Raw genomic sequence first — 25,967 nt, forward strand, 5'->3', positions numbered from 1 at the left:
GAGAGTTGCGGGTTTTGTGGCGATCCTGCCGCCGGCTCAGTGCTGCCAGGCGCCCGGGGTTTCAGTGGTAAACCGCAGGACCCGTTCCGGTGTTTCACAACGCTCGGTCATCTGTTCATCGGTGAGCAGAACGTAGGCATCCCGATGTGCTGTACCCAGAGGATGGGCGCCTTCCATCACGAAACAGGACAGTTGCTTGTCATCTGCTACGATCAGGTAGCTGTCGGGGGTTTCCAGCATCCATTGCCAGGCATTTCGGTTTTCCTGTTCGGTGTCGCTGAAGTAGCTGAAGTGTGTAAAGTCCCGTTGGGAAAACAGGATGAACTGCTCCCGGAAATTGATCATCCCGATCTGTCCGCCAACGGGCACAACCTGTTCCGCAGCGAGCAGAACGTTTCTTGGGGTGCGCAACGGCTCGAGTATCCGGTAACCCCAGACGGTGAAGACCAGCCAGCTCAGCATCAGGGCAATAAACCACCTGCCCAGAGCGTGGGCACGCCAGAGAGCCCCCAGCGATACCAGCCAGATCAGCCCCAGGCAGAACACCAGGGAGCCCGCTTCGTGCAGTCGGGCGGGGTCCTGCGTGTAGTCTGATACCTTGTCGACGAGCTTGGGGTGGTCGTTCCATGCCAGGATGCCCACGGTGATCAGCGCCAGGGCCAGTAAGCCGTGAAGGCCGGTCATCAGCGGGGGAAACCAGGCCGCAGGCCGGTGGACCGTGATCACCGGGGCCAGTGCCAGAGCCAGCAATGGCAGGGCGGGAAGAACGTACACTCCCCGCTTCCCCGGGCTGATACTGAAGAACACCACCACCAGCGTGACCCATACCAAGGCTGTCAGTACCACAGGTTGACGGCGCAGGGACTCCAGCAGCGGGAGCAGAACGGCAAGCAGCAACAGGGGCAGCGGAAACCAGAGCGATGGAATGACGGAGGTCAGATAATAGTACCAGGGCTGGAGGTGTCCCCAGGAGTCGGCATAGCGCTCTCCCGTCTGCTTGAACAGGATGTTGTTGCGATAGGTCAGGGCTTCTTCCGTGCCAAGGTGATCGACGGCCAGCCACATCGGAACAAGCCATGCGGCTACCACTGCGAGCATGATCAGGGGGCCGAGTGCACATCGCCAGGTCAGGGCGCCTTGAAACCGTGTTCCGTCTCGCCACTTCAGTACAAGCACCGGCAAGAAGAGAAAGACGGGCAGAAAGCCAACCCCTTTGGTAATGATGCCCAGCCCCATGAAGGCCCAGGCCAGAAAGTACCAGCCCCAGGAGGCCTGCACGAAAAAATGCCGGATCAGGCCATAGCAGGCCACCATGATCCAGCTTGCGACCATGGCATCAATCTGGGCTTTCTGAGCCTGGATCAGAAACTGCGGTGCCAGCATCAGTAAAAGCGCCGCAATGGCACCGGTCTTCTGGTTCCACAGACGGCTGGCGAGATCGAAAACCAGGGCGACCGTCAGCAGGCTGCAGAGCGCATTGGGCAGCAAAAAGGCCAGTTTGAGGTTGCCGGTTAACCAGTAAAAAAAGGCGATGGCCCACATGAACACCGGAGGTTTGTCCGGGTACAACTCTCCGCCTCGCATGGGGAGCAGCCATTGGCCGGAGGCCACCATCTCCCGGGCGACCTCGGCAAACCGGGGCTCGTCCGCCGGCCAGGGCGAACGCAGGCCGATGCCAGACAGGATGATGAGGGCAGCCAGGGCCATCAACATCAGCAGCAGCCGGTTGCGGGGCAGGTTGAACAGGGTTTCGGGTAAATGACGAAGGTAGGGAGCAGCGGGCATAAATGTGACTCAGGAAGGATCAGAAACGCTATTGGCAAGCGACTGGTTGCGACGGTTGTGATAAAGCATGGCACCGATGGCGGACGCCAGCACGAACAGCAGAGCACTGAGCAGAAGCTGGTCAGTGCTGGCTTGCCCCAGGCCGGCACCGGCTAAGGCAAAAATCATCATCTGTGGCAGGTAGCCCAGCACGCTGGCCAGCAAGAACGGCAGGAAACGGATGCCGGAACAGCCTGCCAGAAGATTGGTCAGCAGGTTGCTGCCCACAGGCAGTAAGCGGATCATCAGGACCTTCAGGAAAGTCCCCTCCCGGAACAACTGGTCGAAACGCTGCATGCGGGGCTCAAAACGTTGCAGAAGTGGCGCCCTTAACAACCACCGGGCGGTGAAAAAACAGGCGCTTGCGCCCAGCGCAGTGGCGAGTGTCGACACAAGGGTGCCCTGCAGACTGCCAGCCGCGAAGCCGAGGACAAATGCCAACGCCTGCCGAGGAGCTCCGAAACCGGTAAACAGGGCGCCCAGCATGGTGATGACCACGAGGCCCCCGGGGCCGTGCCGATTCAGGAAACCAGCCACACGCGCCTGATCGGTGACGAAGCTCAGCCAACCGTCGCTGATGGCAAAGTAGCCGGTCAGCACCAGCGCGAGGAAAACAAACCAGCGTACTCCGGTGGCCATCTCAGGCCCGATCCGCCGCAGGATGGTCTGTACTGGGCTCTCCAGCGTTGACGATCCGCGGAACCCGGGTCCGGTGAAGCAGCCACATCACACCGATCATGTCCACGATCCCTGCCCAGCCCCGGTTCCAGGCCGTGTATTTGGAGAGGCCAGCGGTCCTCGGGCGATGGTTGACCTCGACAATGGCGATGTTGCCCCCCCGGCCTTTGACCAGCGCCGGGATGAAACGATGGGCATGATCAAACCAGGGCAATGACAGAAACGTGGCCCTGGGAAACAGCTTCAGTCCGCAACCGGTATCCGGAACGCCGTCATGCAGGAACGCGTTGCGCACCCGGTTGGCCAGCCGGGACTGAAACCGTTTCCAGGGGGTGTCCTTACGATGACGACGATAACCGGCAATGCAGAAATCGGAGACGTGCAGGCGGCTGGCTTTCTGAACAAGCGCGGGAATGTCGGCCGGGTCGTTCTGACCATCACCATCCATGGTGACAATCCATTGTCCCCTGGCCTGACGTACTCCCGTTGCCAGAGCGCCGCTTTGTCCGATGCTCTGGTCGTGTCGGATGGTGGTCAGGCAGCCTCCCAGGGCGGTTGCCGTTTGCCGCGCCGTCTCCAGAGTCTGGTCGCTGCTTCCGTCATCCACAAGCACCACCTCAAAGCCGGGGTGGTCGTGCATAACGGTAAACGCTTCGGTCAGCAGGTTGGCAATGTTTTCCTGTTCATCCTTCGCGGGGATAACCAGTGACAGGGTGGGTTGTGGTGCCATTCAGATGCTCTCCCCAGACAAATCATCCAAGAGCCATCAGGCTCTTACTGTGGGGAGCAAGTATCGCTGGCCAACCTTAATGCAACCTTAAGCCCTGGGGTGTTCTGAGCCGTATCTGGTCGGCAGCCAGACCTGGACACAGAGGCCGGCGCCGCCATCGGGACGGTCGGTCAGAATCAGGTTGCCACCGTGCAGTTCGGCGATCCGGCGGGCAATCGCAAGCCCGAGGCCCGCCCCGCCGCCCTGGCGCTGATCCAGCCTGACAAATCGACTGAGGGCGCGTTCCCGCTCGTCGGGGCTGATACCCGGCCCCTGATCGCAGACGGAAATGGTGTAGCCATCGCCATCCGGCCACAGGTGGGTGGTGATCGTGGTGTGTTCCGGGCTGTACTGGATGGCATTGGCCAGTAGCGAGCGCATCAGAGTGTTGATCAGCGCGCTATGGCATTGCACCAGGGCTTGCCCGGTCTCGTCTTCCAGTACCGGGTCTATGTGCTTTCTGAGCGCAAGGGGCGCAACGTCGGCAACGCTTTGTTCGAGAATGGCTGACAGGTTGTTGTGGCTGGGGGCAAAATCGATGCCTGCATCCACCCGATTGAGCAAGAGCATTTGCTCCACCAGGTGCACCATGCGATCAACCGACCGGATCAGGTCCTGAGAAAGGTCCGGGTTGTCGGAACAGGCCCGTTCCAGATTCAGCCGCAGTGCCGTTAATGGCGTGCGCAGCTCGTGGGCGGCATCGGCAGAGAACCGTCGTTCCCGCTCCAGAGCCAGATTGAGACGCCGGAGCAAGCCATTAACCGCTTGTACCAGCCCTGCGACTTCCTTTGGTGCCTGCCGGTCGTCCAGTGGGTGGATTCGTTCCGGCGCCATATGCCGAATGGGTTTCTCGAGCCTGGACAGAGGCCGGAAACCAACCTGAACGGCAACGATGACGGTAACCAGAAGCAGGGGAAGAGCGAGAATCAGCGGCAGAACGTTGCCCAGGGCCAGTTCCTGACTCAGCTCGCCCCGGATATCCTCTCGCTGGGCTGTCCGTATCCAGAATCCGGTTTCAGGGTCCTGCAGGGTGAAGGTGCGCCAGCGATGTCCCTGGGATTCAGCCCAGGAATAGCCGGGCGTCATTCCCTGGGTGTCATCGGATTTCAGGGTGTCCAGCAGCGGTGAACGGTTTGGGGTCCAGACTTCGAATGCCAGTTTTTTCTCGTATTTATGACCGATACCGCCGGGCAGTATTTCGTTGTCATCGGCCTCCAGGTCAATACCCATCCCCCGGCTGAGGGGCAGCGTGAGAGTTTCGCTTAACGTTGCCGGTAGCTGTTCCACGGCTTGGGTATCGGCCAGATGGCGTACCAGTCCCTGAACAATCCGGGTGCTTTGGGCAAGCTCGGCATCAAACAGTTCTTCCAGTTCGTGATTGCTCTCAATGTAGCTCCACAGGGCTGCAACTAATGCAATCAGCAGTACCGTTGATGTGACGAGAAGGGTCAGGGTCCGGGTCAGTGACATGGGGTATCTCCGGTGACGGCATCGGGGTCAAGAACGTAGCCCACGCCCCGGATGGTACGGATTGTTGCCTTTCCGACCCGCCGACGAAGATGGTGAATGTGGACTTCCAGAGCATTGCTTTCCGCCCCGGAGTCCCAGCCATAAAGTTGTTCTTCCAGCCGGCGGCGGGTGGCCACCTGGCCTGGGTGGCGCATCAGGTAGTGGAGGATCTGGAATTCACTGCGGGGCAGCACGGCGTGCTCGTCGCCCACCATCAGTTGGCCTGAACTGGTGTTAAGCCGGAGCTGCCCTACCCGGATTTCGGCGTCACCACTGGCGGAATGACCGCGCCTGGTCACCGCCCGTATTCTTGCTTTCAGTTCTGCCATGGCGAAGGGCTTGGTCAGGTAGTCGTCGGCACCGGCGTCCAGCCCTGTCAGCTTTTCATTCAGTTCGGCGCGGGCTGTCAGGATGATAACCGGGGTATGGTTGCCGGCCTGCCGGGCTCCCTGAAGCACATCAAGGCCGTCGAGCCGGGGCAGTGTCAGGTCCAGAATCACCAGGTCAAAATGTTCATTGTTCAGCGCCGTCAGGGCTTGCTGGCCATCGTCCAGCCAGTCCACGGTGTTCTGGTCCTGCCGCAGCATGTCCAGCATGGTGCGGGCAAGCAGGTGGTCGTCTTCTACCAACAGTATGCGCATAACCTGTCCCTGAAAGTGTTCTGAGCCGAGTGTGGCACAGAAAGCTTAAGGTGAACTTAAGAATTCTCCGGGCAGGCGTTAAGGCTGGCTTAAGACTCGTTGCCTAATCTGGCCACCGTAACCAGAAGGCCGGACTGGCCTTGGCTGTTGGAGAACCCTGATGACGGATCCCTTGACGATATCTGCCTGCTGTCCGCCGGAGGCACCCGAGGTGGCGCCGTTGCTGCGTTGCGCAGGCCGGTGGTTCAGTGCCATCGAGCCCGGTACCGCAATGGCGGACACGGTGGCCGGATTCATACGGCGCCGGTTTCTGCAGGCCTACGGCGCTGAGCCGAACCTTCGCATTCCTGCTTTGCTTGCCCTGACGACTGCCCAGGGCACCCTGATGGCGGCGGTGGGTGTTCGTTGTGCCCGCGATGAGCGCCTGTTCCTGGAAGATTACTTGGCTGTGGCCGTGGAAAACCTTCTGCCGGACCCCGGCGTTGAGCGAGATCAGATTGCTGAAATTGCTCATCTTGCGGGAATCGAAGCGGGTGTCAGTCGCTATCTGTTCGCCTCGCTGTCTGTCTGGCTGCACGCTGCCGGGTATGACTGGGTGGTGTGCACCGGCACCAACCAGCTTCGCAACAGTTTCCACCGACTGGGGATCGCGACGCAAGTGCTTGATCAGGCCGATCCCGCCCGGTTGCCCGACCGGGGAGCGGGCTGGGGACGATATTACGAGCATCACCCGGTGGTGATGGCGGTCCGGGTGCAGGATGGGGTTGAGGCATTGCGCCAGGCCGGGTTACTGAGGTTGGTGCATCCGGTGGCTCAGTGTGCCGGGGGGGCTGAGCTGCAATCAGGAGGTGTGTGTGGCCAACTTGCCTGAGCAGATTTTCACAGCCGCCGCCCGGTACCCGGAGCGAGTGGCGCTCCGCAGTCCCGGGAGCTGTCTGAGCTACCGGCAAATGGCCGAGGCTGTCCGTGTTCTGGCGGAGCAACTGCAGGCTCGGGGCGTTCAGCGGGTCGGCCTTTGTGGCGACAACTCGCCAGCCTGGGTGGTGGCCGACCTCGCGTGCCTGCTGGCCGGCGTGGTGTGTGTGCCGGTTCCGGTATTCTTCTCGCCCCGACAAACCGCCCATCTGATTGAGCGGGCGGGGTTGGAGTATTTGTTGTTCAGCGGCCCGGATGCCGGGGCAGAGCCTCTGGCTTATGGTGTCTGGGGCCAGTGTCTGCCGGTGACGCCCGCTCCTGCCCGAATGCCGGATCGGACCGCCAAAATTACCTTTACCTCCGGCAGTACCGGCGCTCCGAAGGGCGTATGCCTGTCGGCCGGTCAGATGGCGGCGACCGTTCAGGCACTGAAACATCGGCTTGAGGGCGTAGTACTGGAGCAACACCTTTGCGTTCTGCCCCTGGCCACCCTGCTGGAGAACATCGCCGGGGTTTACCTGCCTTTGCTGCTGGGGGCCACGGTGACCGTCGCTCCGTTGCAAACCCTGGGGATGACCGGCAGCAGCGGACTTGAACTGAACTCGCTGGTGGCCGGGCTGAACCAGTACCACCCTCACTCGCTGATTCTGGTACCGGAGTTGGCCATGGCGTTGGTTGCCGCGGCTGAGCAAGGCCGGCTTGAGACCGCCTCGTTCCGTTTTCTGGCGGTGGGTGGTGGCCGGGTTTCAACCGACCTCCTGGCCCGGGGCCGGGGGCTGGGACTGCCTTTGTACGAAGGTTATGGCTTGTCAGAGTGTGGTTCAGTGGTGGCCCTGAACGTGCCTGATCAAGAACGGGAAGGCACCGTCGGCCAGCCTTTGGATCATGTTCAGGTATCGGTGGCTGATGACCATCGGATTCTGGTGCGCGGTAACACCCATCTTGGTTATCTGGGGGATGACCCGGGTACCAGAACAGAAGCCGGCCACTGGCTGGATACCGGCGATCTGGGCGCGCTCGGCCCGGAGGGATTTCTTGCCGTAAACGGCCGGGCCAAGAACCTGATCATTACCAGTTTTGGCCGAAACATCAGCCCGGAGTGGCTGGAAAGTGAACTGATCCAGGCGGTGGGCGCCACCCAGGCGGTGGTCTTTGGCGAGGGCGATCCCCGGCCCAGTGCCTTGCTGACCGTGAGGGATGGCCGAAGCCCGGAAAGGCTGCGCGAATCGCTGGCCACGCTCAATGCCGGGTTGCCTGACTATGCGCGCTTGCAGGCAGTTTACCTTCGCCGACAGCCGCTGACCCAGGCCGAACATTACGTGACGGCCAATGGCCGCCCCGTACGACACAAGATTCAGGCCGATCTGCCGACCCTGCTCGCCAGCAGTTTTCCCCTGTTCATGAACCCCGGCGCTACTTCAGTCGCCAGGACCCAATACCCAACGCCAGGAGGCGCCAACATGACCTTTTTTGAAAGGCTGCAATCAGAAACTGCCCAGGCCCGTGCGCATGTCACGGGGGCTCCGGTGATTGAAGCGATCCGGGAGGGCCGTTTTGCTATTGACGGCTATACCTGGTTTCTGACGCAGGCCTATCACCACGTGAAACACACCGTTCCTCTGATGATGGCGTGTGGCGGCCGCCTGCCGGAACGCCTTGAATTTGTTCGTAAGGCGTTGGTTGAATACATTGACGAGGAATACGGCCACCACGAGTGGATTCTGAATGACCTTGAGGCCTGTGGTGCCGATAAGGAATCCATCCGGCATGGTCAGCCGGACACTGCGATTGAACTGATGGTGGCCTACCTGTACGACCGCATTCAGCGAGGAAACCCGATCGCGTTCTTTGGCATGGTTCAGGTACTCGAAGGCACTTCCATTGAGCTGGCCACGCCGCTGGGCGAAGCCATCCAGCAAAAACTGGACTTGCCCAATCAGGCATTCAGCTATTTGTATTCCCACGGGGCCCTGGATCAGGATCACTTTGAGTTTTTCCGTAACCTGATGAACGACATCACCGATCCGGACGACCAGCGGGCTATTATCGAAGCGGCCCGCATGGTCTATCGCCTCTATGGCGACATGCTGCACAGCATTCCGCTGCCATCTTGCAGCAAGGAGCCACGTCATGAGGCTGCATGACCGGACGTTCCTCCTGCTTGGGGGGACCGGTGGGATTGGCCAGGCTTTGATCGGGCCGCTGGTGGAACGGGGAGCACGGGTGATTGTGGCCACCCGGCACCCGGACCGGCTGGAAAAGCGCGTGGGTGTCTCGCCGGTGCATCTGGAGCTGGCAGGGTCTGAACTCGACCAGCAGCTTCAGCAGCTGAGTGAGGTGTATCCGGACATTGACGGTGTGATCCACTGCGCTGGTCAGAATCAATTTGCGGCTCTGGACGCTATGTCCGTCAGCGATCTGGACGCCCAGCTCACGGTAAACCTGCGGTCCGCCATGCTGGTGGCCCGCCATTTTGTGCCCCGTTTTCGTAAGGCCGGATTGGGTGCGCTGGTGTTTGTGGGTTCCACCTTCGGCAGCATCGGATTCCCCGGTTACACCGCCTACTGCGCGAGCAAGTTTGGCCTGCGCGGTTTTACCGAAGCTGTGCGCCGTGAACTGGCCGATACTCCGGTGCAGGTGATCTACGTGGCCCCGAGAGCAACATCAACGGCGATGAACCCTGAGCCGGTCAATGAACTGAACCGCGCTCTTGGTAACGCCATGGATGCACCGGAGCTGGTCGCGGTCAAAATTCTTCAGGCGATGGAGAAGGATGAGCGGCGCCGGTTTCTGGGGTGGCCGGAGAAGCTGTTTGTGGTCGTTAACGGCATTCTGCCCAAGATTGTCGACAAGGCCATGTTGAAACAACTGCCGGTGATCCGGCGTTTTCTGGATTCAGGAGCCGTCTCATGAAAAAAGTCATTATGCTGTTGGCCGGGCTGCTGGCCATGCCGTTGTCTGCACAGGAACTGTCGGCGGAACTGTCCCAGATTCAGCAACGCTGGGCTGAGATTCAGTATCAGTTACCGGCGCCGGAGCGCGAGAAAGCGTTCGAGGTTCTTGCCGCTGACACCGAGGCGTTTGTCGGGCGTCATCCGGATCAGGCGGAACCGCTGATCTGGCAGGGGATTGTGCTGAGCACCTACGCGGGAGCCAAGGGCGGGCTTGGGGCCCTGAGTCTGGTGAAGCGGGCCCGGGCATCACTGGAGGCCGCGCTTGAGGTCAACCCTCAGGCTCTGGAGGGGTCTGCCTATACTTCGTTGGGTAGCCTGTATTATCAGGTACCTGGCTGGCCGCTGGGTTTTGGGGATGATGATAAGGCCCGCAGGTATCTTCAGAAAGCGCTGGCGATCAATCCCGAGGGTATAGACGCCAATTATTTTTTCGGCGATTTCCTGGTTGAACAGGGGGAACCGGAGCGGGCCCGTATATACCTTGAGAAGGCTCTGGCCGCTCCGCCCCGCACCGGCCGCGAGGTGGCGGATGCAGGGCGTCGCCAGGATGCGAAAACCCGATTGAGTGACCTGTGAAAGCCGTTCGCGGCACCTGTCCGCCTGGGCTACACTCAGTGAGCGGCATGTTGTAATCAGAGGGGAGGCCGGCTGCTTATGAACCCGTCCGGCGATGATCAGCCCGGGGCTCTCCCGGCCCTTCTTTTCCAGAAACTGGCGTCTGGTGTTCCTGGCGTTCTGTTCTCCTATTGGCTGAGTGCGGACCAGCGCACGCACTACTACCCTTACGTCAGCGCTCAGGTTCAGACGCTGTTTGGAGTCGAGCCAGACCAGCTGCGACACAACGCCGATTCGATGTTTGAGGTAATTCACCCCGAAGACGGGACGGACATTGCCGATAGCATCCGGCATTCGGCGGAAACACTTCAGCCGTGGGTATACCGGGCCCGGCTACGAATGCGGAACGGCGAATACCAGTGGTACGAGGCCCATTCGGTGCCGGAACGGCAACCCGATGGCAGCACGCTCTGGTATGGCCAGTTCCACAATATTCACCATTACAAGGAACTGGAACAGCACCTCCGGGAAAGCGAAGCCGAGTTTTCGTTTCAGGCAGGCTTTCAGAAGCTGGTGGCCCGTCTGTCCGGGGAATTTATTCAGCTTGGGTTTGGCTCCATCGACGACTGCATCGATGAGCTGCTTCGTTCCATTGGTTTTTTCTTTGGCGTGGATCGGGCCTACCTTTACGCGTTTTCGGACGACCACCTCTCGATGACCAATACCCATGAATGGTGCGCGCCCGGGGTCCGGTCTCTGATCCGCGGCCAGCAACGCGTGGTCATTGAAGGTTTTCAGTGGTGGCAGCAAAAGATACGTCTGATGCATGATCAGAGCCAGGTCGTGTTTATTGAAGACGTTGATCAATTGCCACTGGAGGCCCGTTTAGAAAAAGAGGTGCTCGCCGAGATGGGGGTGAGTTCGATGTTTTGCGTACCGATCTGGATCCGGGGTCATCTGATGGGCTTCTTTGGTGTGGATTCCCTGTCGAAAAGGCGCTGGCGGCGGGATATGGCGGACCTTCTGATCATCATTTCCGGGTTGCTGTCCGGCGCGCTTGAGCGTAACCGGCTGGAAGAAGATCTGCTCAACCAGTCGATCCGGGACCCCCTGACCGGCCTTCATAATCGTCGTTACCTGATGCCCAGGCTGGAAGAGATTCTGGCGGTGTGCAACCGTCATGGTGACCGCTTCTGCCTGGCAATGTTCGACATCGACCACTTCAAGCGCATCAATGATAACCGGGGGCATCTGGTGGGGGATCAGGTGCTGATTCGTTTCACGGAGTTGTTGCTGAATCATACCCGGACGACGGACGTGGTCGCCCGGTTTGGCGGTGAAGAGTTCCTGGTGGTATTCACCGAGGTGACGGAGGCCGACATGGAGGCGCTGGTGATGCGAATCATGGCCGCGGTCCGGGCCGAGGAGTTTGTGGCAGACAACGATGTCTTCAACATCACCGTCAGTGTGGGCGCTATGTGCGTTTCCGAGATGACCGGTGCCCCGGCGACCCCGGAGGCCCTGATTGCCCTGGCCGATCATCGACTCTATCAGGCCAAGGATAGCGGGCGTGATTGCCTGGTTGATGCATCAGGATTATCGCGGCTATAAGAAAACAGAATTTCACCTTATATAGCGTTTCAGTATATCCTTAGATCAAATATTAGGATATTGGCGACCTTACAGGTGAAGACCATGACTCAGCCCCTCGTTCAGCATTTTTTTGATGAGCCCACCAACACGTTCAGTTATGTGGTTCGCGACCCTGGTAGTCAGGCCTGTGCCATTCTGGATTCGGTGCTGGATTTTGACTACGCCGCTGGCCGTACGGATGTGCGCTTGGCGGATGAAATCATCCGGTACGTTCAGGACAATGAGCTGCGTGTGGAGTGGATTCTGGAGACACACGTTCATGCTGATCACCTTTCTGCGGCGCCCTACCTGCATGAAAAACTCGGTGGTAAAACCGCGATTGGTGCGAACATCGTGCAGGTGCAGGACATCTTTGGCAAAGCCTTTAATGCTGGTACCGAGTTCGCCCGGGACGGCAGCCAGTTTGACCGGCTGTTCGAGGAAGGTGATACCTTCGCTATCGGTCACCTTGAAGGCCGGGTGCTCCACACTCCGGGGCATACGCCTGCCTGCCTGACTTACGTGATCGGGGATGCTGCCTTTGTGGGAGACACCCTGTTCATGCCTGATTACGGCACCGCCCGCTGCGATTTCCCCGGCGGGGATGCCCGGGTTTTGTATCAATCGATCCAGAAGGTTCTGGCCCTGCCGCCGGAAACCCGAATCTTCCTGTGTCACGACTACAAGGCGCCCGGCCGTGATGAGTACCAGCATGTCACCACGGTGGCGGAGCAGCGCCAGGCCAACGTGCATGTGCACGAAGGTGTGTCGGAAGAGGATTTTGTGAAAATGCGTACGGAGCGGGACGCGACTCTGGATATGCCCAGATTGATCCTGCCCTCGGTTCAGGTGAACATGCGGGCCGGGCAGATGCCGCCGCCGGAGGACAATGGTCAGGTGTACCTGAAGGTACCGGTAAACCGGTTCTGAGCTGCCCATGAACCTGAAACGCTATCTGCCCATTCTGCAGTGGGCACCCGCATACCGCCGAGACCAGGCCACCAGTGATCTGGTGGCTGCGCTGATCGTGACCGTGATGCTCATTCCCCAGTCTCTGGCGTATGCCCTGCTGGCGGGGCTTCCGGCGCAGGTGGGGTTGTATGCCAGTATCCTGCCACTGGTGATCTATGCCGTCTTTGGCACCAGCCGTACCTTGTCGGTCGGGCCGGTGGCGGTGGCGTCCCTGATGACGGCTGCAGCCCTGGCGCCGTTAGCGGAGGCTGGTTCCCCGGAGTATCTGGCCGGGGCGGTCCTGCTGGCGGTCATGTCGGGCCTGATGCTGACGGTCATGGGGATTATGCGGCTGGGTTTCCTCGCCAATTTCCTGAGTCATCCGGTGATTTCCGGATTTATCACCGCGTCTGGGATCGTGATTGCGGCCAGTCAGCTGAAGCATCTGTTTGGGGTGCAGGCCAGTGGTCACAATCTCCTGGAGATCGGCCGGTCACTGGTTATGTCGTTGCCGGACACCAACCTGCCGACGGTGCTGATCGGCCTCGGAGCGCTGGGTTTTCTGGTCTGGTCCCGTCGGTATCTCAAGCCCCTGCTGAAGCGGTTTGGTGTTCCGGCTCGTCCGGCGGATATTGTGACGAAAACCGCCCCCATTTTGGCGGTGGTGGTGACGACGCTGTTGGCCTGGCTGCTGCAGTTGGATGCTGCGGGCGTTCGGCTGGTGGGTGAGGTGCCGTCGGGTTTGCCCTCGCTGACGTTGCCTTCGCTGGATTCGGGCCTGTGGTCTCAGCTGGCGGTCAGTGCACTGCTGATCAGCGTGGTGGGATTTGTGGAATCGGTGTCGGTGGGCCAGACCCTGGCTGCGAAAAAACGCCAGCGTATTGATCCGGATCAGGAGCTGATTGGCCTGGGAACGGCAAATCTGGGGGCTGGTCTGTCCGGGGGAATGCCGGTCACCGGAGGCTTCTCCCGTTCCGTGGTTAATTTTGATGCCGGTGCGGAAACGCCGGCTGCCGGTGCTTATACTGCGGTTGGTATAGCCTTGGCGACCTTGTTCCTGACCCCGGCTATTGCCTGGTTGCCCCAGGCAACTCTGGCGGCCACCATCATTGTTGCGGTTGCCACGCTGATTGATTTACCGGCCCTGGCGCGCACGTTCCGCTATTCGCGCACCGACTTCGGCGCCATGCTGGCGACCATCCTCCTGACGTTAATGCACAGCGTGGAAGCGGGCATTATCGCGGGGGTTACCTTGTCGATCGGGCTGTTCCTCTATCGAACCAGCCGCCCGCACAGTGCCGTGGTTGGTAGGGTGCCCGGCACTGAGCACTTCCGTAATGTGCTGCGCCATAACGTGGAGCTGTGTCCGAAAGTTACGTTCCTGAGGGTGGATGAGAGCCTGTACTTTGCCAATGCCCGTTTTCTGGAGGAGACGGTGATGGATCTGGTGACGCGTCAGCCGGAGCTGACCGATCTGGTGTTGGTGTGCCCGGCGGTGAACCTGATCGATGCTTCTGCTCTGGAAAGCCTGGAAGCGATCAACGACCGGCTGCGTGACGCGGGGGTGAGCCTTCACTTCTCGGAGATCAAGGGCCCGGTGATGGATCGGCTCAAAGGAACCGAATTGCTGGCCCACCTGGATGGCCGCATTTTTCTGAGTACCTACGAAGCCTGGCAAGCGCTTACCGGGCGTGTCGCGGCCGCCGCTTGACCTGAATAGTGTGATCCCATTGACCGGGCATGGGGTATGTGTAGACACTGCCCCCATTCTTTCGTACTTGCACCGGTAATGCTGCCATGGGAATGACTGATAATCTGCTATCCACCAGTCAGTGGTTGATCACTGCAGGCCTGTTTGTCGTGATACTGCTGCTGGCTCTCAGGACGGTGGACTGGGCCGCATTTCGCAACGACAACGCTCTGCAGCATTCCTTTTTCGGGGCGGCGGTGGTGCTGGGCTTTGTCTGGCAGTTACGGGCGGGTATTTCGCCCGGGTTGGCTATCCATATTTTTGGCGTAACCGTCATTACCCTGATGCTGGGGTGGGCTCTGGCGGTGTTGTCCGGGCTGCTGGCTCTGGTTATTACCGTGATTACGGGGCGTGAGCCGGTTCTGATGTTTGCCGCCAACGGGCTGATTACCGTGATGGTGCCGGCCTTGGTCAGCCATGCCATTATGCGCTGGGAACGGCGGCGTAACTTCCGGAATTTCTTTGCCTACATTTTCTTTTGCGGTTTTTTCGGGGCCGGGCTGTCGGTGGCTGTGGCGGGCGTGATCATGTGCCTGATGCTCTGGATCAGTGGCACCTATGGGTTCGATGAGCTGGTTCATGAGTACCTGAGGTATCTGCCACTGTTCATGATCCCCGAAGGCTTTATTAACGGCACCTTCGTGACCGGTCTGATGGTGTTTCATCCGGACCGGCTTAAGACACTGGATCAGAGCCGTTACCGGTAACGTCAGTGATGGTCAGATGCCTTCGCCCTGCCCGTTTGCAGAGCGAAGCTCGTGGATGATGCTTTTGTGTCGGGCGTGGCTTTGCCAGTTCTCCAGCCAGCTCAGAACGTCGGCTGCGGGCATGGGGCGGGCAATACCGTAACCCTGAATCAGGTCGCACCCCATTTTTTTCAGCGCCATGGCGTGTTCCAGCGTTTCAACGCCCTCTGCCAGCACTCGATGACGAAACCGCTGGGCCATGAAAATGATCCCTTCAACGATGGCCCGGTCGTTGGCGTCGCTCAGCATGTTACGGATAAAACTCTGGTCGATCTTGATCATGTCCACAGGCAGGCTGCGCAGATAGGTCATAGACGAGAACCCTGTCCCGAAGTCATCCAGCGCGACCTGAACGCCCAGTTTCCTGCAGCGGGCGAGCATGTTTGCCGCACTTTTGGTGTCCTCCAGGGCCGTTGATTCCAGAACTTCCAGCGTAACCTGGCCCGGGTTGACTGAGGGATGGGCGAGCAGACAGTCCGATAACACATCCACAAACGCCGGGTCCATCATGTGCGCCGCGCTGATATTGATGCAAACCGGAATCTCCTGGCCGGCTTCCTGCCATTGCTGCATTTTTGCCAGAGCGTGGTTGATCACCCACTGGCCAAGCGCAGACTCCAGGTGGCTGTGCTCCACCGCCGGGAGGAACAGCCCGGGGGCGATCAGGCCTTTTTCCGGATGATGCCAGCGAATCAGGGCCTCAAAGCCGATGATTTCCGAATCGGCCATTCTCAGCTGGGGCTGGAAGTGCAGTTCAAACTCATCGTTCTCAATGGCCTGGGCAATCTCTATTAACTGAAAACGTCGTTCCCGTTGCCAGGCATGCTGGCCCGGATCGAACACCTGATACTGGTTGCGCCCTTTTTCTTTGGCGGAGTACATGGCGTGGTCAGCGTGCCGGATCAGGCCTTCGGCATCGGTGTTGTCCTCGGGATACCGGGTAATGCCGAGGCTGGCGGTTACCATGATCGGTGTGTCCTGAAGGGTGATCGGATCGCTGACCACCGACAGAATCCGCCGATAGTCGGCTTCTGACTGCTCACCTTCCAGAAGCAGAACGAATTCATCGCCTCCGATTCGGGCGATCACGGCATCTTCTTCCAGACGATTATTCAGACGCTCTCCGATAATGCGAAGGGCTTCATCGCCCACGTCTGTGCCCAGTTGATCATTGATCAGTTTGAAACCATCGATATCCAGATAACAGACGAACAGAGGGTTGTTGTTGCGGTCGGCCGTCAGTTTGGCTGCGCGCAGCCGTTCTTCAATCCACTGCCGGTTAGGCAGCCCGGTGAGCGGGTCGTAGTTGGCCGCGCGGTCCAGTTCTTTGGCGTGGTTTTTGAGCGCTGTGATGTCGGAAAAAGTGGCAACGTGATAGTAGTTGGCCGGGCTATCAAGGTGTACCCGGCTGATCGACAGCAACTCTGCAAACTCTTCGCCGTTTTTACGACGATTCCAGATTTCCCCTCGCCAGTGGTCGGTTTCTTCAATGGATTGCCACATGGTGCGGTAGAACGCCAGAGAGTGGCGGCCGGAACTGAGGATCGACGGAGCCAGTCCCAGGACTTCCTCTCTGGCATAGCCGGTGATCCGGGTGAAGGAAGGGTTAACGTCTACAATCCGGTTTTTCTGGTCGGAGATGATGATGGCATCGTGGCTGCGGTCAAACACGCTGGCGGCAATACGCAGGCCACGTTCACCGTTTTTGCGGTCAGAGATGTCGCTTTGGATCAGGACAAAGCCGGGCGCGGTGCCGTCCGGGCCGCCAACGGGAGTGCCATAAGTGTGCACCCAGTACGGTTGCCCCTGAGCGTTGTACTGAAGCAGATCCATCTCGAACTCGGTGTTGCAGAACAGGTGCCTGCGAATCTTGGTGAGGCTGTCCTGATCGGTACAGGGGCCTGCCAGAAACTCGCTGGGCATGCGCCCTTTTATCGCTTCAAGCCGGTATCCGGAGTGCGCTTCAAAAGCCGGGTTTACCCATTCCACCGCTCCGTCTGCACCGAGAATCAGAATCATGTTGCGGGTCACCTCGGCAACCAGTGCCAGACGGTGTGGGACGATGATCTGATCGGGCGTATTCATGGGCAGCGGTTGTTACCAGGTTGGCTTGTGGGCGTTGCGTTCTCGACTCCCTGTGAGAATAAACAAAAGGGTATTCTTTAATAATATAGATGATGCTGTGATCTATTGAGGTCGGTGACTATCCGTTTTTTGCAAAGCGGCGGGTGAGGATAACGGATACCGGGAGCCTGGGATACTCATCATTCAGGTTGGATAATTGACGTCCATCAATTTTCTGGCAATTTCTTGCCTGCCAGGCTCAGTGACGCCACCGGGAATGTTTTTGTAGCTTCCGCTGGAGGGTCCTGCGGTGCATGTTCAGTGCTCTGGCCGTTGCAGAGATGTTGCCCTCGTGTTCATTCAGTACGCGCTGGATGTGCTCCCACTCCATTTCTTCCACCGACGGCGGTTCGGCCCGAAGTGCCGGGGCTCCATCCAGGGGCTCGAAGCCCTGAATCAGCTGGCTCACCGTCACCGGTTTGCACAGGTAGTTCACCGCGCCCCGGCGCATGGCTTCTACCGCGGTCGCAATGCTACCGTAGCCGGTCAGGACGAGAATCTCCAGAGAGTTGTTCTTCTGCAGAAGCTCCGGGAGCAGCTGCAGGCCACTTTCACCCGCCAGATTGAGATCCAGCACGCAGCGAGAGAAGGGTTCCGAAGCAAGAACCTGCAAGGCTTCAGAAGGCGTTCGTGTTGTCACACTCTCGATGCCCTGGCGGGTGAGAGAGCGGGCAAGAACCTGAAGAAAGGCTTCGTCGTCGTCCACCAGCAGCCAGCGTTCGCTATCTGTCATGCTCGGTGACTCCTGTGGCACGTTGATCCGAAACCGGGAGGTCGATCACCATGGTGGTGCCCTGATCGCCAACCCGGGCCCGGAGATGACCATCCAGGCGCTGTATCGTGGCGTTTGACAGAAAAAGTCCCACTCCCAGGCCGTTGCGGGAGTCGACGATGTCTTCGCCGGGTGCTCCTGCAAAGGCGCTCTGAAGGCCGTCGCCATGGTCTTCGACAATCACCTCCAGCCTGGTTTCACCAGACCGGCGGCATTGGACCCCTACCCATTGTGGACTGGCGGTGAGCGCATTGGCCAACAGGTTCAGTACGGCCTGATCCAGAGTGGCGTCCACCGCGACATGGGCGTCCGGCCAGTGGCCGGCCCAGCGAATCGGCCCGGCGGGCCAGAGCAGGGTTGCCGATTCCCGCAGGCGATCGAGCCATGCGCCCACGGGAAGGATCTCCAGCCTGGCCGTTCGGGCCTCAACGGCTGCCTGGGTCAGTTGCTGAAGATGGCCGCTGCATAGCGAGAGTTGTTGCTGCATCATCGTCAGGTCTTCCTGCAGATGCGGGTCTTTCTGCACGGAGGTGGTCGATTGCATTTCGTCCAGAAGCAGGGTCATGGTATTCAGCGGGGTGCCCAAACGGTGGGCCACGGAGGCGGCGGACAGGCCCAGGGCAATGATCTGTTCGTCACGCAGACGGGTCTCCCGGAACAGGCCAAGTTGCGATTGCTGGGCCCGTAGCTGTCGGGCCAGTGTGCCCACAACCAGCAGCAGAATAGCGGCCGTCAGAGCAAAGGTGACCCACATGCCGACCAGATGCAGCTGCGCAAGGTCACCGCCATGGTGTTCGTGTTCGATAGCCGGTGTGTGCCAGATCACCAGCGCGGTGTAGGCCAGAATGCCGGAGAGGGTCAGGACAATGCCCTGGCGGCCGGGAACCAGAATGATGGCGACTGCAATGGGCAGCAACAAAAGCGAAACCAGCGGGTTGGTGTAGCCACCCGTGAGATAAAGCCAGAACCCGATCAGGATCAGGTCTCCGGCCAGGGTCAGGCTGACCGTCAGGGCTGAGGCGGGAGGGCGACGGCTGAACCAGAGCCATCCCAGCGTTGCCAGTACGCCATAAAGCAGGCACAGCAGCAGCGACTCTGCACGATGGGCCAGGGAAACGGTGGTTTCGGCCACGGCCACGGCCACCAGTAAGGTAAGAATAATGGCCAGCCGCATGCCCAGAAGGTAACGTGCGGCTTGCCGAAAACCGGTTTGAGAGTGAGTCAGCCATTCCATGGAGGGCATTCTATCAGCCTGCTGCCGATGCCGGTGTGGAAAATGTGCAGCTATTGCCCCGGGTCAACCGGTCGATAACACACCAGACGCTGTTGCTCGATATCGGCACGGACCTGCAGGGGCCACTGAGGCATATGATACACCCGGATCGCCCGCTCGATCTCCGAATCCGGGTTGTCCGGGGGAGCTTCCCCTGGCAGGTGGTCTGGTTGATAGACACACTCCTCCGACTCTGGAAACACGGCCACGTAGGCGATGCCGGATTCCACAAGATCCTGGAAGAAATGGGAGCCGTAAGACAGGTCAGGCACCATATCACCGGCATTCTCCGAGACCTCGACCAGAATCCTGATCCCGGCAATGTCCGAAAAACGAACCGGGACACCCAGTTCCGGGCTGCTGGTACCCCATCGTCCTGGCCCCATCAAAAGGGTGCTGGCACCGGATTCACGGATTCGTTCGCCCAGGCGCCGGGCAACGTCGTATCGCTGGCTGGTGGTCAGGTTGGCGTAGACACTGGCATCGATACGGATGACCCGTTCGATGGACTGATTGATGTTGCCACCCATGAAATGCCCTTCGGTACAGAATATCTGGCGGTTCCGGGGCAGGTGTTGTGGCAGGGAAACCGGCCCGGAGTTTCCAATCGTGGCCAACGGGCGACACTGCACGAGGTTGAATGCGGGTTCTCCCTGCTCGTTCAGGTGCAGGGTAAATTCCACGTCAACGGGGTGCTGGTACCCGGCCTCAAGGGTGTTAAGCAGGGCCGATAGCCGTGTGATAAACGAGCTGCCCTGAACCAGTGGGCGGAAGGTCAGTCGCCAGACGGGCCCCTGCAGGCCGATCTCTTCGGCACGGGCGGTGGCGGCCCGGTCCACCTCGGCCAGCTGGGCAATGGGGATGTCCGTCGTGGTCTCGAGCACCTGGCTCAGGGGGCGGGTGTCCAGCCGGCCTTCCTGAAGGTCGAGCAGGTCTACCAGATGCTGGGAGAACCGGTAGCATTCGTCCGGGGACCGGAACGGTTGGCGGGTGGGCTGATCCAGGGCCATGACGGCCGCATGGTCTCCTTCAATCCGGTCGACAGCCCGGGTGCCCAGGCCCATCACCAGGCGGACCATGCCGGCTTTCGGGTCCATGGTGCGGTCCCAGGCGAAGGTATTCCGGGACACGCCGACTCCGGCTGCATCGGGCAGATAGTAGCGGCCATGAAAGCGCCCATTGACCCGCTGGATCAGCAGCGCCATGGGCTCTTCCCGCTGGTCCAGCCCGCGATGCTTACGATAAACCAGAGCATCTTCGTTCATGGACGAGGCATAGACCTGGCGGATGGCGTTTTCAAACTCCGCCAGGCGTTGTTCCGGCGGGCCCTGGTTGATCAGAAAAACGCTGTCGTACTTGCCGGCAAAGGCATTGCCAAAGCCGTCCTCCTGAAGGCTGGAGGAGCGGACCAGAATCGGGTACTGGCCATAATGATCCAGCAGGCGTTCCAGTTCCGACCGGATCTCGGCAGGGAACTGTCCGGTCAGGATGGCCTGCCTTAACGCCGGTGCTTCGTTGAGGTAGCCCGCCTCAGAACGCTGTCTCATGATGGCGGGCCAGAGGCCGTTGTGAACCAGAAAAGCGTAGTAGGCATCGGTACCCAGATAGCTGGAATCGTGGGGTTCCAGGTTGGCCTGCCAGAGGTCTCCGGCGTCGTTCAGAAGAATGTTCCGGGCAATCAGCATACCGCTGGCCTTGCCGCCAATGTAACCGCTACCGACCAGCCGGCTGCGTATGGTTAACAGGTCTTCCAGGCTCAGATACCGTCGGGCCAGGCCAAGAATCTGTGGGTCCCGGCTGATCATGACCTGAAGTACCTGTTCCTGCAGATCCTCCATGCCGGCCTGATCCTGCTCGAACACCGCTCGACTGGCCTCCTGGAACAGCCGGTCCCAGTAATCCAGCAGGGGTTGGCGGTGCAGACGTTCTGATTCAAGGGTTGCCTGCAGCCGGGTAGCATCACTGCTGTCGGTGATGGGGCGAAACCGGCCGCCTTGTTCCCGGTGGGGCAGGAACATGGTGGGCGATTGCCGGCGCCAGGCTTTGATTGGGTGAATCTGGACGTCCTCGCCATGTCGATGCACGTCAATCATCACCTGGGTGGTTTGCCGGATACGATCCAGCGTCATCCGGGAATGCCGGTCGGGATGCAGCGCAAACCAGGCGACCGTGTCGAGCTCAAACAGGAACGGGCACACTACCCGGAAAAAATTCCCGACCATGGCGTCGGTGGCCCAGGCGTTCAGCAGCTCGCTGAGACTGTCGCAAACATAGAAAGCCCCCCGCCCATGCTGCTCAATCAGGCGCCAGACCCGGCTGGTGAAGCTTTCGAAGCCGCCCAGAGCGTCGATGGTGATGGTGCGCACCGCAGGGTGCTGGTCAATGATCGGGGGGTGTTCGCCAAAGCGGAGGTAGATGATGTGCCGGCCTGTATCGGCGGCGGAATCGAGGAACGGAATCACGAACCGGCGGTAGTCGTCCAGGTCAGACACTCGCCAGACGACATTGTCGCCGATTCGCAAACCATCCAGTACCTCATCCAGACCGGTCAGCCCGGTAGAAACCCGGTCTGTGGCCTGGAGAGGCAACTGGTGGCTCATGGCCGGATCAGATGACGCCCATGGCCGTCATGGCTTTGGCAACACGAAGGAAGCCAGTGATGTTGGCGCCCAGCACATAGTTACCTTCGGCACCGAACTCGGCGGCCGTTTCGTAACAATTCTTGTGGATATCGATCATGATTTCCTCAAGGCGCTTCTGGGTGTAATCAAAGGTCCAGGAATCACGGCTGGCATTCTGTTGCATCTCCAGCGCTGAGGTTGCAACACCACCGGCGTTGGCGGCTTTGCCCGGACCGTATGCGATCTTGGCCTCCTGGAAGATGATGATGCCTTCCGGTGTGGTTGGCATGTTGGCACCTTCTGCCACCGCGATACAGCCATTTTCCACCAGAGCTTTGGCGTCTTTGCCATTGAGCTCATTCTGGGTGGCGCATGGCAGGGCCACATCGCAGGGCACGGACCAGATGTTGCCGTCTTCTACGTATTTGGCGTCTTTGTGGAATTCAGTGTAGGCACTGATGCGACGACGCTCCACTTCCTTGATGCGTTTCAGAGTCTGCAGATCAATGCCTTTCTCGTGCACGATTATACCCTGAGAGTCCGAGCATGCGATCACCTTGGCGCCCAGTTCATGGCACTTTTCAATGGCGTAGATCGCCACATTGCCTGAGCCGGAGACCACCACGGTCTTGCCTTCAAGAGAGTCGCCACGGGCCTTGAGCATTTCATGGGTGAAGAACACGGTGCCGTAGCCGGTGGCTTCCGTACGGGCACGGCTGCCGCCCCAGTCGAGGCCTTTGCCAGTGAATACGCCGGACTCGTAGCGGTTGGTGATGCGCTTGTACTGGCCGAACAGGTAGCCGATCTCACGACCACCAACGCCAATGTCGCCGGCCGGAACGTCGGTGTACTCACCCAGGTGGCGGTAGAGCTCTGTCATCATGCTTTGGCAGAAGCGCATGATCTCATCATCGGACTTGCCCTTGGGGTCGAAGTCACTGCCGCCTTTCCCGCCGCCAATGGGCAGGCCGGTCAGGGCATTTTTGAAAATCTGCTCAAAGCCCAGGAATTTGATGATGCCCAGGTAAACGGAGGGGTGAAAACGCATCCCGCCTTTATAGGGCCCCAGTGCACTGTTGAATTCAACGCGGAAGGCCCGGTTGATGTGAATCTCGCCTTTGTCATCCTGCCAGGGCACCCGGAAAATGATCTGGCGCTCTGGCTCACAGATGCGCTGAATGATTTTCTTGTCGGCGAATTCCGGGTATTTCACGAGTACGGGCCCCAGGGTCTCCAGAACCTCGTGAACCGCTTGATGAAACTCCTTTTCACCTGGGTTGCGATGAAGTACATCCTGGAAGATCGGTTCCAGCTTTTCGTCGAGTTTTGCAGTCATGTTGGTGCCCTCGGAATACGCGTATTGAAAGTCGCAAAAAAAGCGACCACCCAAAAAAAGGGCACTGATTGCACCACACCGGTGCGCCATTTTGCAAGCTAATCCCGCTTAAACCGGTGTGTCTGTGCTGCGGAGATACCTCCAATGGGGTGCGGCATTGTGTCTCAAGCCAGCGTAAACGAAGGGCTTTACAATTCCGGATCATGAGTGACCTAACTGATGGCCTTGCCTCAAGGAACCCCCTGACAATGTTGAAAAAACATCATCTGGCTCGTTGTATCAGCCTTGCGATGGCCGGCACTGTGGCCGCCCCTCTTGCACTGGCCCAAACGGATTCTGCAAGCCCGGTACTGATCCGGGTTACGGAAGGACAGTCCTCCGAAGCGGCTCGTCTTTCCGCGGCGGCGGTTCAGTCAGAACCGGTGCAGCGCCTGTCTGGCAGCCCCTCGGTTTCCTTGTCCCGGATGGGGGGGCGAGGCCTTGATCCGGTGATTCATGGCCAGAGTGAGGAGCGTGTGGAAGTGCTGATTGACGGCATGCGCGTTGAGGGGGCCTGCCCGAGCCGGATGGACCCGCCAGCCAGCCGGTTGAGTACCTCCCTGGCGCCGGTGCTGGAGGTGCGCACCAGTAACCGCACTCTGCGTTGGGGGCCGATTGCCGGTGGTCAGGTGGTGGCAACCACCGCCGCCCCGGAATTTGAAGATGACCACCTTACCTCTGGCCATCTGACGATTGGCGCTTCCGATAATGGCGACGGGAGGCTGGTAAACGGCAGTGTCGCCGCGGGTCGGAAAGATGCCTTTATTCGCCTGGCGGGCGGTTACGACGAAGCCGATGACTATGAAGATGGCGACGGGAACGACGTTCGCAGTGCCTATGAAAATACGGAAGGCCGGGTGGACGGGGCCTGGACCTCCGAGCAGGGCTTTTTCGTCAAGGGGATGGCCAGTCGTCAGGAAGAGCGGGATGTGAAATTCCCGGGCCGAGGGATGGATGCGCCAAAAACGGATACAGATCTGTACCGTCTTGAGGTGGGAGCACCCGTGGCGAACGGTGCCTGGAGCCTGATGACCTGGCAGGCTGATGTAGATCACGTCATGGATAACTTCAGTCTTCGTGACTCGCCGATGAAAATGCAGACCAATTCCGAAACCCGCACCCGGGGCGCCAGACTGGTACTGGATCAGACCATCAACTACACCCGTGACATCGCCATTGGCATTGATGTCGAAAGCAACGAGTGGGACGCCACCATGTACAACGGTATGGGGCTGACTAACGAGGCATCGTTGATGTGGCCGGGTGTGGAGCGCGACCGGGTGGGGGTGTTTCTGGAAGGGTTTCATCAGATTCGGATGAACACCCGTTTGGGTGCCGGTATCCGGTATGACCGTGTGGAAATGGATGCGACCCGGGCGGACCAGACCTTCCGGCCGATGCCTGGGGGCATGATGGTGTTTTCTCCCGCCACCCTCTACGCCTCGGCTTATGGCGTAACGGACATCAAGGCCAATGACGACAATGTGAGCGGGTTCCTGACCGGAGAATGGCGGTTCTCGCCCGCCCAGTCTCTGGAGCTGACCGCGAGTCACAGCGTGCGATCACCGAGTGTGAATGAGAGATACGTTGCCCAGAAAACCATGAAAGGCAGCTGGGTGGGTAACCCGGAACTTGAGACCGAAAAACACTACAAGCTGGAACTCAGTCTGCCGGGGCGGCAAGGCCAGTGGAGCTGGCGTCCGGCGATGTGGGTGGATCAGGTTGACGACTACGTTTACCGCTTTGAAACCCGCACCCCGAACAACACCACCGACACCCGTTATCGCAATATTGATGCTCGTCTGCTGGGGGTTGAGGGAGAGCTCGGCTGGAGCAACGGAACCTGGAGCAGCAGCAGCAAGCTGGCGTCTGTCCGGGGCGAAAACCGGGATGAAAACCAGTCATTGCCCCGCATCCCTCCGATCCAGTTTATCCAGACTGTGGGTTGGCAGTATCAGGGGCACACTCTGGAAGCGGAGTGGCAACTGGCGCGCCGGCAGGATCGGGTCGATACGGACTCCGGCCTGGATCCCAGTACCTCTCCGGGCTATGGCGTGTTCAACCTTTCTGGTACGCACCCCCTCATGACCAATCTGAGCCTGACCTGGGCGCTGGATAATGTCTTTGACAAGGCCTGGGCGTACCATGTAAGCAAAGACAACCTGTCGGACAGCGGTGTGTTTCGGGTGAATGAACCGGGACGCACGCTTCGGGCAGCACTGACTGCCCGTTGGTAAGTCCTGAAGATGGCGGTTACCCGCTTCTCATAGCCGGCGGGTGACATTGATACCCCGGGTGGAGTTGCCTTCATCCGGGGTCTTTTTTTGCGGTTGGTCAAACTGTGTTCCGGTCAGAAGTGACTACAATAACTCAGGGTTGGCAACGCTTGCTGCATTCTGAGTGTCGCGGCGTCTGGCCTGTCGATGAGGTCGCTGTGGTTACCGGGTTGGCCAGTAACGCTGCATCTCCAGGAACAGGAACGAGGCGCTCCAGGTGATCATGAGCAGGCCGGTCAGGGCTTCAATGCCGGTAAGATAGCGCAGTTGCCCCATGGGTTCGATATCGCCGTAGCCCAGGGTGGTAAAGGTGGTGAAAGAAAAATAGGCCGCGTCCAGCATGGTGCCACTGAAGTTGCCCAGCAACTGGCCCCAGCCCTCGGCGTGGTGCATGAAGTAGAACGCCGTGGCAAAAACCCAGACTTCCAGGGCGTGGGCCGCCAGGCAGCCCAGCACCGCAATCGTTAACCGGAAGTGGTGGCTTTGACGCAGCTTGGTCAACACCCTGCTCAGGCGAATCAGAGCTTCGTTATGAATGACCACCACCACGCACACGAGCAGTGTGTTGAGCAGGGTGGCGTTGATCAGGGTGTCATGGCTTC

At 59.6% G+C, this 25,967-nt stretch carries 20 protein-coding genes; 9 read left to right on the plus strand and 11 right to left on the minus strand.

From position 1 onward, the window contains the following. Window positions 1-36: 36 nt before the first annotated feature. The 5 genes from K325_RS0110470 to K325_RS0110490 all read right to left on the minus strand — a co-directional run bounded on the left by K325_RS0110470 (window position 37) and on the right by K325_RS0110490 (window position 5,421). Window positions 37-1,785 (minus strand): ArnT family glycosyltransferase, encoded by a 1,749-nt coding sequence (locus K325_RS0110470; RefSeq protein WP_029654217.1) that lies wholly within the window; start codon window positions 1,783-1,785, stop codon window positions 37-39. A gap of 9 nt (window positions 1,786-1,794) precedes the next feature. Continuing rightward, window positions 1,795-2,463, minus strand: a complete 669-nt coding sequence (locus K325_RS0110475) for a TVP38/TMEM64 family protein (protein ID WP_029654218.1) — start codon at window positions 2,461-2,463, stop codon at window positions 1,795-1,797. A 1-nt stretch (window position 2,464) separates the two neighbouring features. Then, window positions 2,465-3,232: a glycosyltransferase family 2 protein gene (locus K325_RS0110480; RefSeq protein WP_029654219.1), complete on the minus strand. Its 768-nt coding sequence runs from the start codon at window positions 3,230-3,232 to the stop codon at window positions 2,465-2,467. Between the two features lie 87 nt (window positions 3,233-3,319). Continuing rightward, entirely contained in the window at window positions 3,320-4,741 is a 1,422-nt protein-coding gene (locus K325_RS0110485) for an ATP-binding protein (RefSeq protein WP_029654220.1), read from the minus strand. Further along, the gene (locus K325_RS0110490) at window positions 4,732-5,421 is read right to left on the minus strand and encodes a response regulator (protein WP_029654221.1); all 690 of its coding nucleotides are present in this window, start codon (window positions 5,419-5,421) and stop codon (window positions 4,732-4,734) included. Before K325_RS0110490 ends, K325_RS0110485 begins: the two co-directional genes overlap by 10 nt. A gap of 160 nt (window positions 5,422-5,581) precedes the next feature. Here K325_RS0110490 and K325_RS0110495 point away from each other — a divergent pair, with 160 nt between their 5' ends. The 8 genes from K325_RS0110495 to K325_RS0110530 all read left to right on the plus strand — a co-directional run bounded on the left by K325_RS0110495 (window position 5,582) and on the right by K325_RS0110530 (window position 14,885). Beyond that, on the plus strand, window positions 5,582-6,292 hold the full coding sequence (locus K325_RS0110495) for a thermostable hemolysin (protein ID WP_029654222.1): 711 nt from the start codon (window positions 5,582-5,584) through the stop codon (window positions 6,290-6,292). Then, window positions 6,276-8,480 (plus strand): AMP-binding protein, encoded by a 2,205-nt coding sequence (locus tag K325_RS0110500; RefSeq protein WP_029654223.1) that lies wholly within the window; start codon window positions 6,276-6,278, stop codon window positions 8,478-8,480. Before K325_RS0110495 ends, K325_RS0110500 begins: the two co-directional genes overlap by 17 nt. Continuing rightward, a complete protein-coding gene (locus tag K325_RS0110505; protein ID WP_029654224.1) occupies window positions 8,467-9,249 on the plus strand; it encodes an SDR family oxidoreductase in 783 nt (260 codons plus the stop codon). Before K325_RS0110500 ends, K325_RS0110505 begins: the two co-directional genes overlap by 14 nt. Next, a complete protein-coding gene (locus K325_RS0110510) occupies window positions 9,246-9,866 on the plus strand; it encodes a tetratricopeptide repeat protein (RefSeq protein WP_029654225.1) in 621 nt (206 codons plus the stop codon). Before K325_RS0110505 ends, K325_RS0110510 begins: the two co-directional genes overlap by 4 nt. A gap of 78 nt (window positions 9,867-9,944) precedes the next feature. Next, window positions 9,945-11,456: a diguanylate cyclase gene (locus K325_RS0110515; RefSeq protein WP_029654226.1), complete on the plus strand. Its 1,512-nt coding sequence runs from the start codon at window positions 9,945-9,947 to the stop codon at window positions 11,454-11,456. 84 nt (window positions 11,457-11,540) lie between these two features. Continuing rightward, window positions 11,541-12,407 (plus strand): MBL fold metallo-hydrolase, encoded by an 867-nt coding sequence (locus K325_RS0110520; RefSeq protein WP_029654227.1) that lies wholly within the window; start codon window positions 11,541-11,543, stop codon window positions 12,405-12,407. 7 nt (window positions 12,408-12,414) lie between these two features. After that, entirely contained in the window at window positions 12,415-14,139 is a 1,725-nt protein-coding gene (locus tag K325_RS0110525) for a SulP family inorganic anion transporter (protein ID WP_029654228.1), read from the plus strand. A gap of 86 nt (window positions 14,140-14,225) precedes the next feature. Continuing rightward, complete coding sequence (locus K325_RS0110530) at window positions 14,226-14,885, plus strand: energy-coupling factor ABC transporter permease (RefSeq protein ID WP_029654229.1); 660 nt, start codon at window positions 14,226-14,228, stop codon at window positions 14,883-14,885. Window positions 14,886-14,897: 12 nt separating this feature from the next. Here K325_RS0110530 and K325_RS0110535 read toward each other — a convergent pair whose 3' ends face one another. The 5 genes from K325_RS0110535 to gdhA all read right to left on the minus strand — a co-directional run bounded on the left by K325_RS0110535 (window position 14,898) and on the right by gdhA (window position 23,050). After that, window positions 14,898-17,009 carry a sensor domain-containing protein gene (locus tag K325_RS0110535; protein WP_156836588.1) on the minus strand — a complete coding sequence of 704 codons (2,112 nt, stop codon included), beginning with the start codon at window positions 17,007-17,009 and terminating at the stop codon, window positions 14,898-14,900. A 238-nt stretch (window positions 17,010-17,247) separates the two neighbouring features. Further along, window positions 17,248-17,781 (minus strand): response regulator transcription factor, encoded by a 534-nt coding sequence (locus K325_RS0110540; protein ID WP_029654231.1) that lies wholly within the window; start codon window positions 17,779-17,781, stop codon window positions 17,248-17,250. Further along, window positions 17,771-19,054 carry a sensor histidine kinase gene (locus tag K325_RS0110545; protein ID WP_029654232.1) on the minus strand — a complete coding sequence of 428 codons (1,284 nt, stop codon included), beginning with the start codon at window positions 19,052-19,054 and terminating at the stop codon, window positions 17,771-17,773. Before K325_RS0110545 ends, K325_RS0110540 begins: the two co-directional genes overlap by 11 nt. Before the next feature lie 50 nt (window positions 19,055-19,104). Further along, window positions 19,105-21,693 (minus strand): PEP/pyruvate-binding domain-containing protein, encoded by a 2,589-nt coding sequence (locus tag K325_RS0110550; RefSeq protein ID WP_029654233.1) that lies wholly within the window; start codon window positions 21,691-21,693, stop codon window positions 19,105-19,107. A gap of 7 nt (window positions 21,694-21,700) precedes the next feature. After that, window positions 21,701-23,050, minus strand: coding sequence for an NADP-specific glutamate dehydrogenase (gene gdhA, locus K325_RS0110555; RefSeq protein WP_029654234.1), 1,350 nt, complete (start codon window positions 23,048-23,050; stop codon window positions 21,701-21,703). A 248-nt stretch (window positions 23,051-23,298) separates the two neighbouring features. On the opposite strand from gdhA, the gene K325_RS0110560 reads away from it, so the two are divergent. Then, window positions 23,299-25,326: a TonB-dependent receptor domain-containing protein gene (locus K325_RS0110560; RefSeq protein WP_029654235.1), complete on the plus strand. Its 2,028-nt coding sequence runs from the start codon at window positions 23,299-23,301 to the stop codon at window positions 25,324-25,326. 201 nt (window positions 25,327-25,527) lie between these two features. Here K325_RS0110560 and K325_RS0110565 read toward each other — a convergent pair whose 3' ends face one another. Continuing rightward, window positions 25,528-25,953 carry a potassium channel family protein gene (locus K325_RS0110565; RefSeq protein WP_029654236.1) on the minus strand — a complete coding sequence of 142 codons (426 nt, stop codon included), beginning with the start codon at window positions 25,951-25,953 and terminating at the stop codon, window positions 25,528-25,530. Window positions 25,954-25,967: the final 14 nt, after the last annotated feature.

The organism is Marinobacter daepoensis DSM 16072 (assembly GCF_000421165.1).
Lineage (GTDB): Bacteria > Pseudomonadota > Gammaproteobacteria > Pseudomonadales > Oleiphilaceae > Marinobacter > Marinobacter daepoensis.

Coding starts and splice junctions, on each gene's coding strand:
- K325_RS0110475 (WP_029654218.1), bottom strand. CDS start 2,463: ATGGCCACCGGAGTACGCTGGTTTGTTTTCCTCGCGCTGGTGCTGACC.
- K325_RS0110550 (WP_029654233.1), bottom strand. CDS start 21,693: ATGAGCCACCAGTTGCCTCTCCAGGCCACAGACCGGGTTTCTACCGGG.
- K325_RS0110470 (WP_029654217.1), bottom strand. CDS start 1,785: ATGCCCGCTGCTCCCTACCTTCGTCATTTACCCGAAACCCTGTTCAAC.
- K325_RS0110510 (WP_029654225.1), top strand. CDS start 9,246: ATGAAAAAAGTCATTATGCTGTTGGCCGGGCTGCTGGCCATGCCGTTG.
- K325_RS0110505 (WP_029654224.1), top strand. CDS start 8,467: ATGAGGCTGCATGACCGGACGTTCCTCCTGCTTGGGGGGACCGGTGGG.
- K325_RS0110485 (WP_029654220.1), bottom strand. CDS start 4,741: ATGTCACTGACCCGGACCCTGACCCTTCTCGTCACATCAACGGTACTG.
- K325_RS0110490 (WP_029654221.1), bottom strand. CDS start 5,421: ATGCGCATACTGTTGGTAGAAGACGACCACCTGCTTGCCCGCACCATG.
- gdhA (WP_029654234.1), bottom strand. CDS start 23,050: ATGACTGCAAAACTCGACGAAAAGCTGGAACCGATCTTCCAGGATGTA.
- K325_RS0110560 (WP_029654235.1), top strand. CDS start 23,299: ATGTTGAAAAAACATCATCTGGCTCGTTGTATCAGCCTTGCGATGGCC.
- K325_RS0110520 (WP_029654227.1), top strand. CDS start 11,541: ATGACTCAGCCCCTCGTTCAGCATTTTTTTGATGAGCCCACCAACACG.
- K325_RS0110480 (WP_029654219.1), bottom strand. CDS start 3,232: ATGGCACCACAACCCACCCTGTCACTGGTTATCCCCGCGAAGGATGAA.
- K325_RS0110535 (WP_156836588.1), bottom strand. CDS start 17,009: ATGAATACGCCCGATCAGATCATCGTCCCACACCGTCTGGCACTGGTT.
- K325_RS0110495 (WP_029654222.1), top strand. CDS start 5,582: ATGACGGATCCCTTGACGATATCTGCCTGCTGTCCGCCGGAGGCACCC.
- K325_RS0110525 (WP_029654228.1), top strand. CDS start 12,415: ATGAACCTGAAACGCTATCTGCCCATTCTGCAGTGGGCACCCGCATAC.
- K325_RS0110530 (WP_029654229.1), top strand. CDS start 14,226: ATGGGAATGACTGATAATCTGCTATCCACCAGTCAGTGGTTGATCACT.
- K325_RS0110540 (WP_029654231.1), bottom strand. CDS start 17,781: ATGACAGATAGCGAACGCTGGCTGCTGGTGGACGACGACGAAGCCTTT.
- K325_RS0110515 (WP_029654226.1), top strand. CDS start 9,945: ATGAACCCGTCCGGCGATGATCAGCCCGGGGCTCTCCCGGCCCTTCTT.
- K325_RS0110545 (WP_029654232.1), bottom strand. CDS start 19,054: ATGGAATGGCTGACTCACTCTCAAACCGGTTTTCGGCAAGCCGCACGT.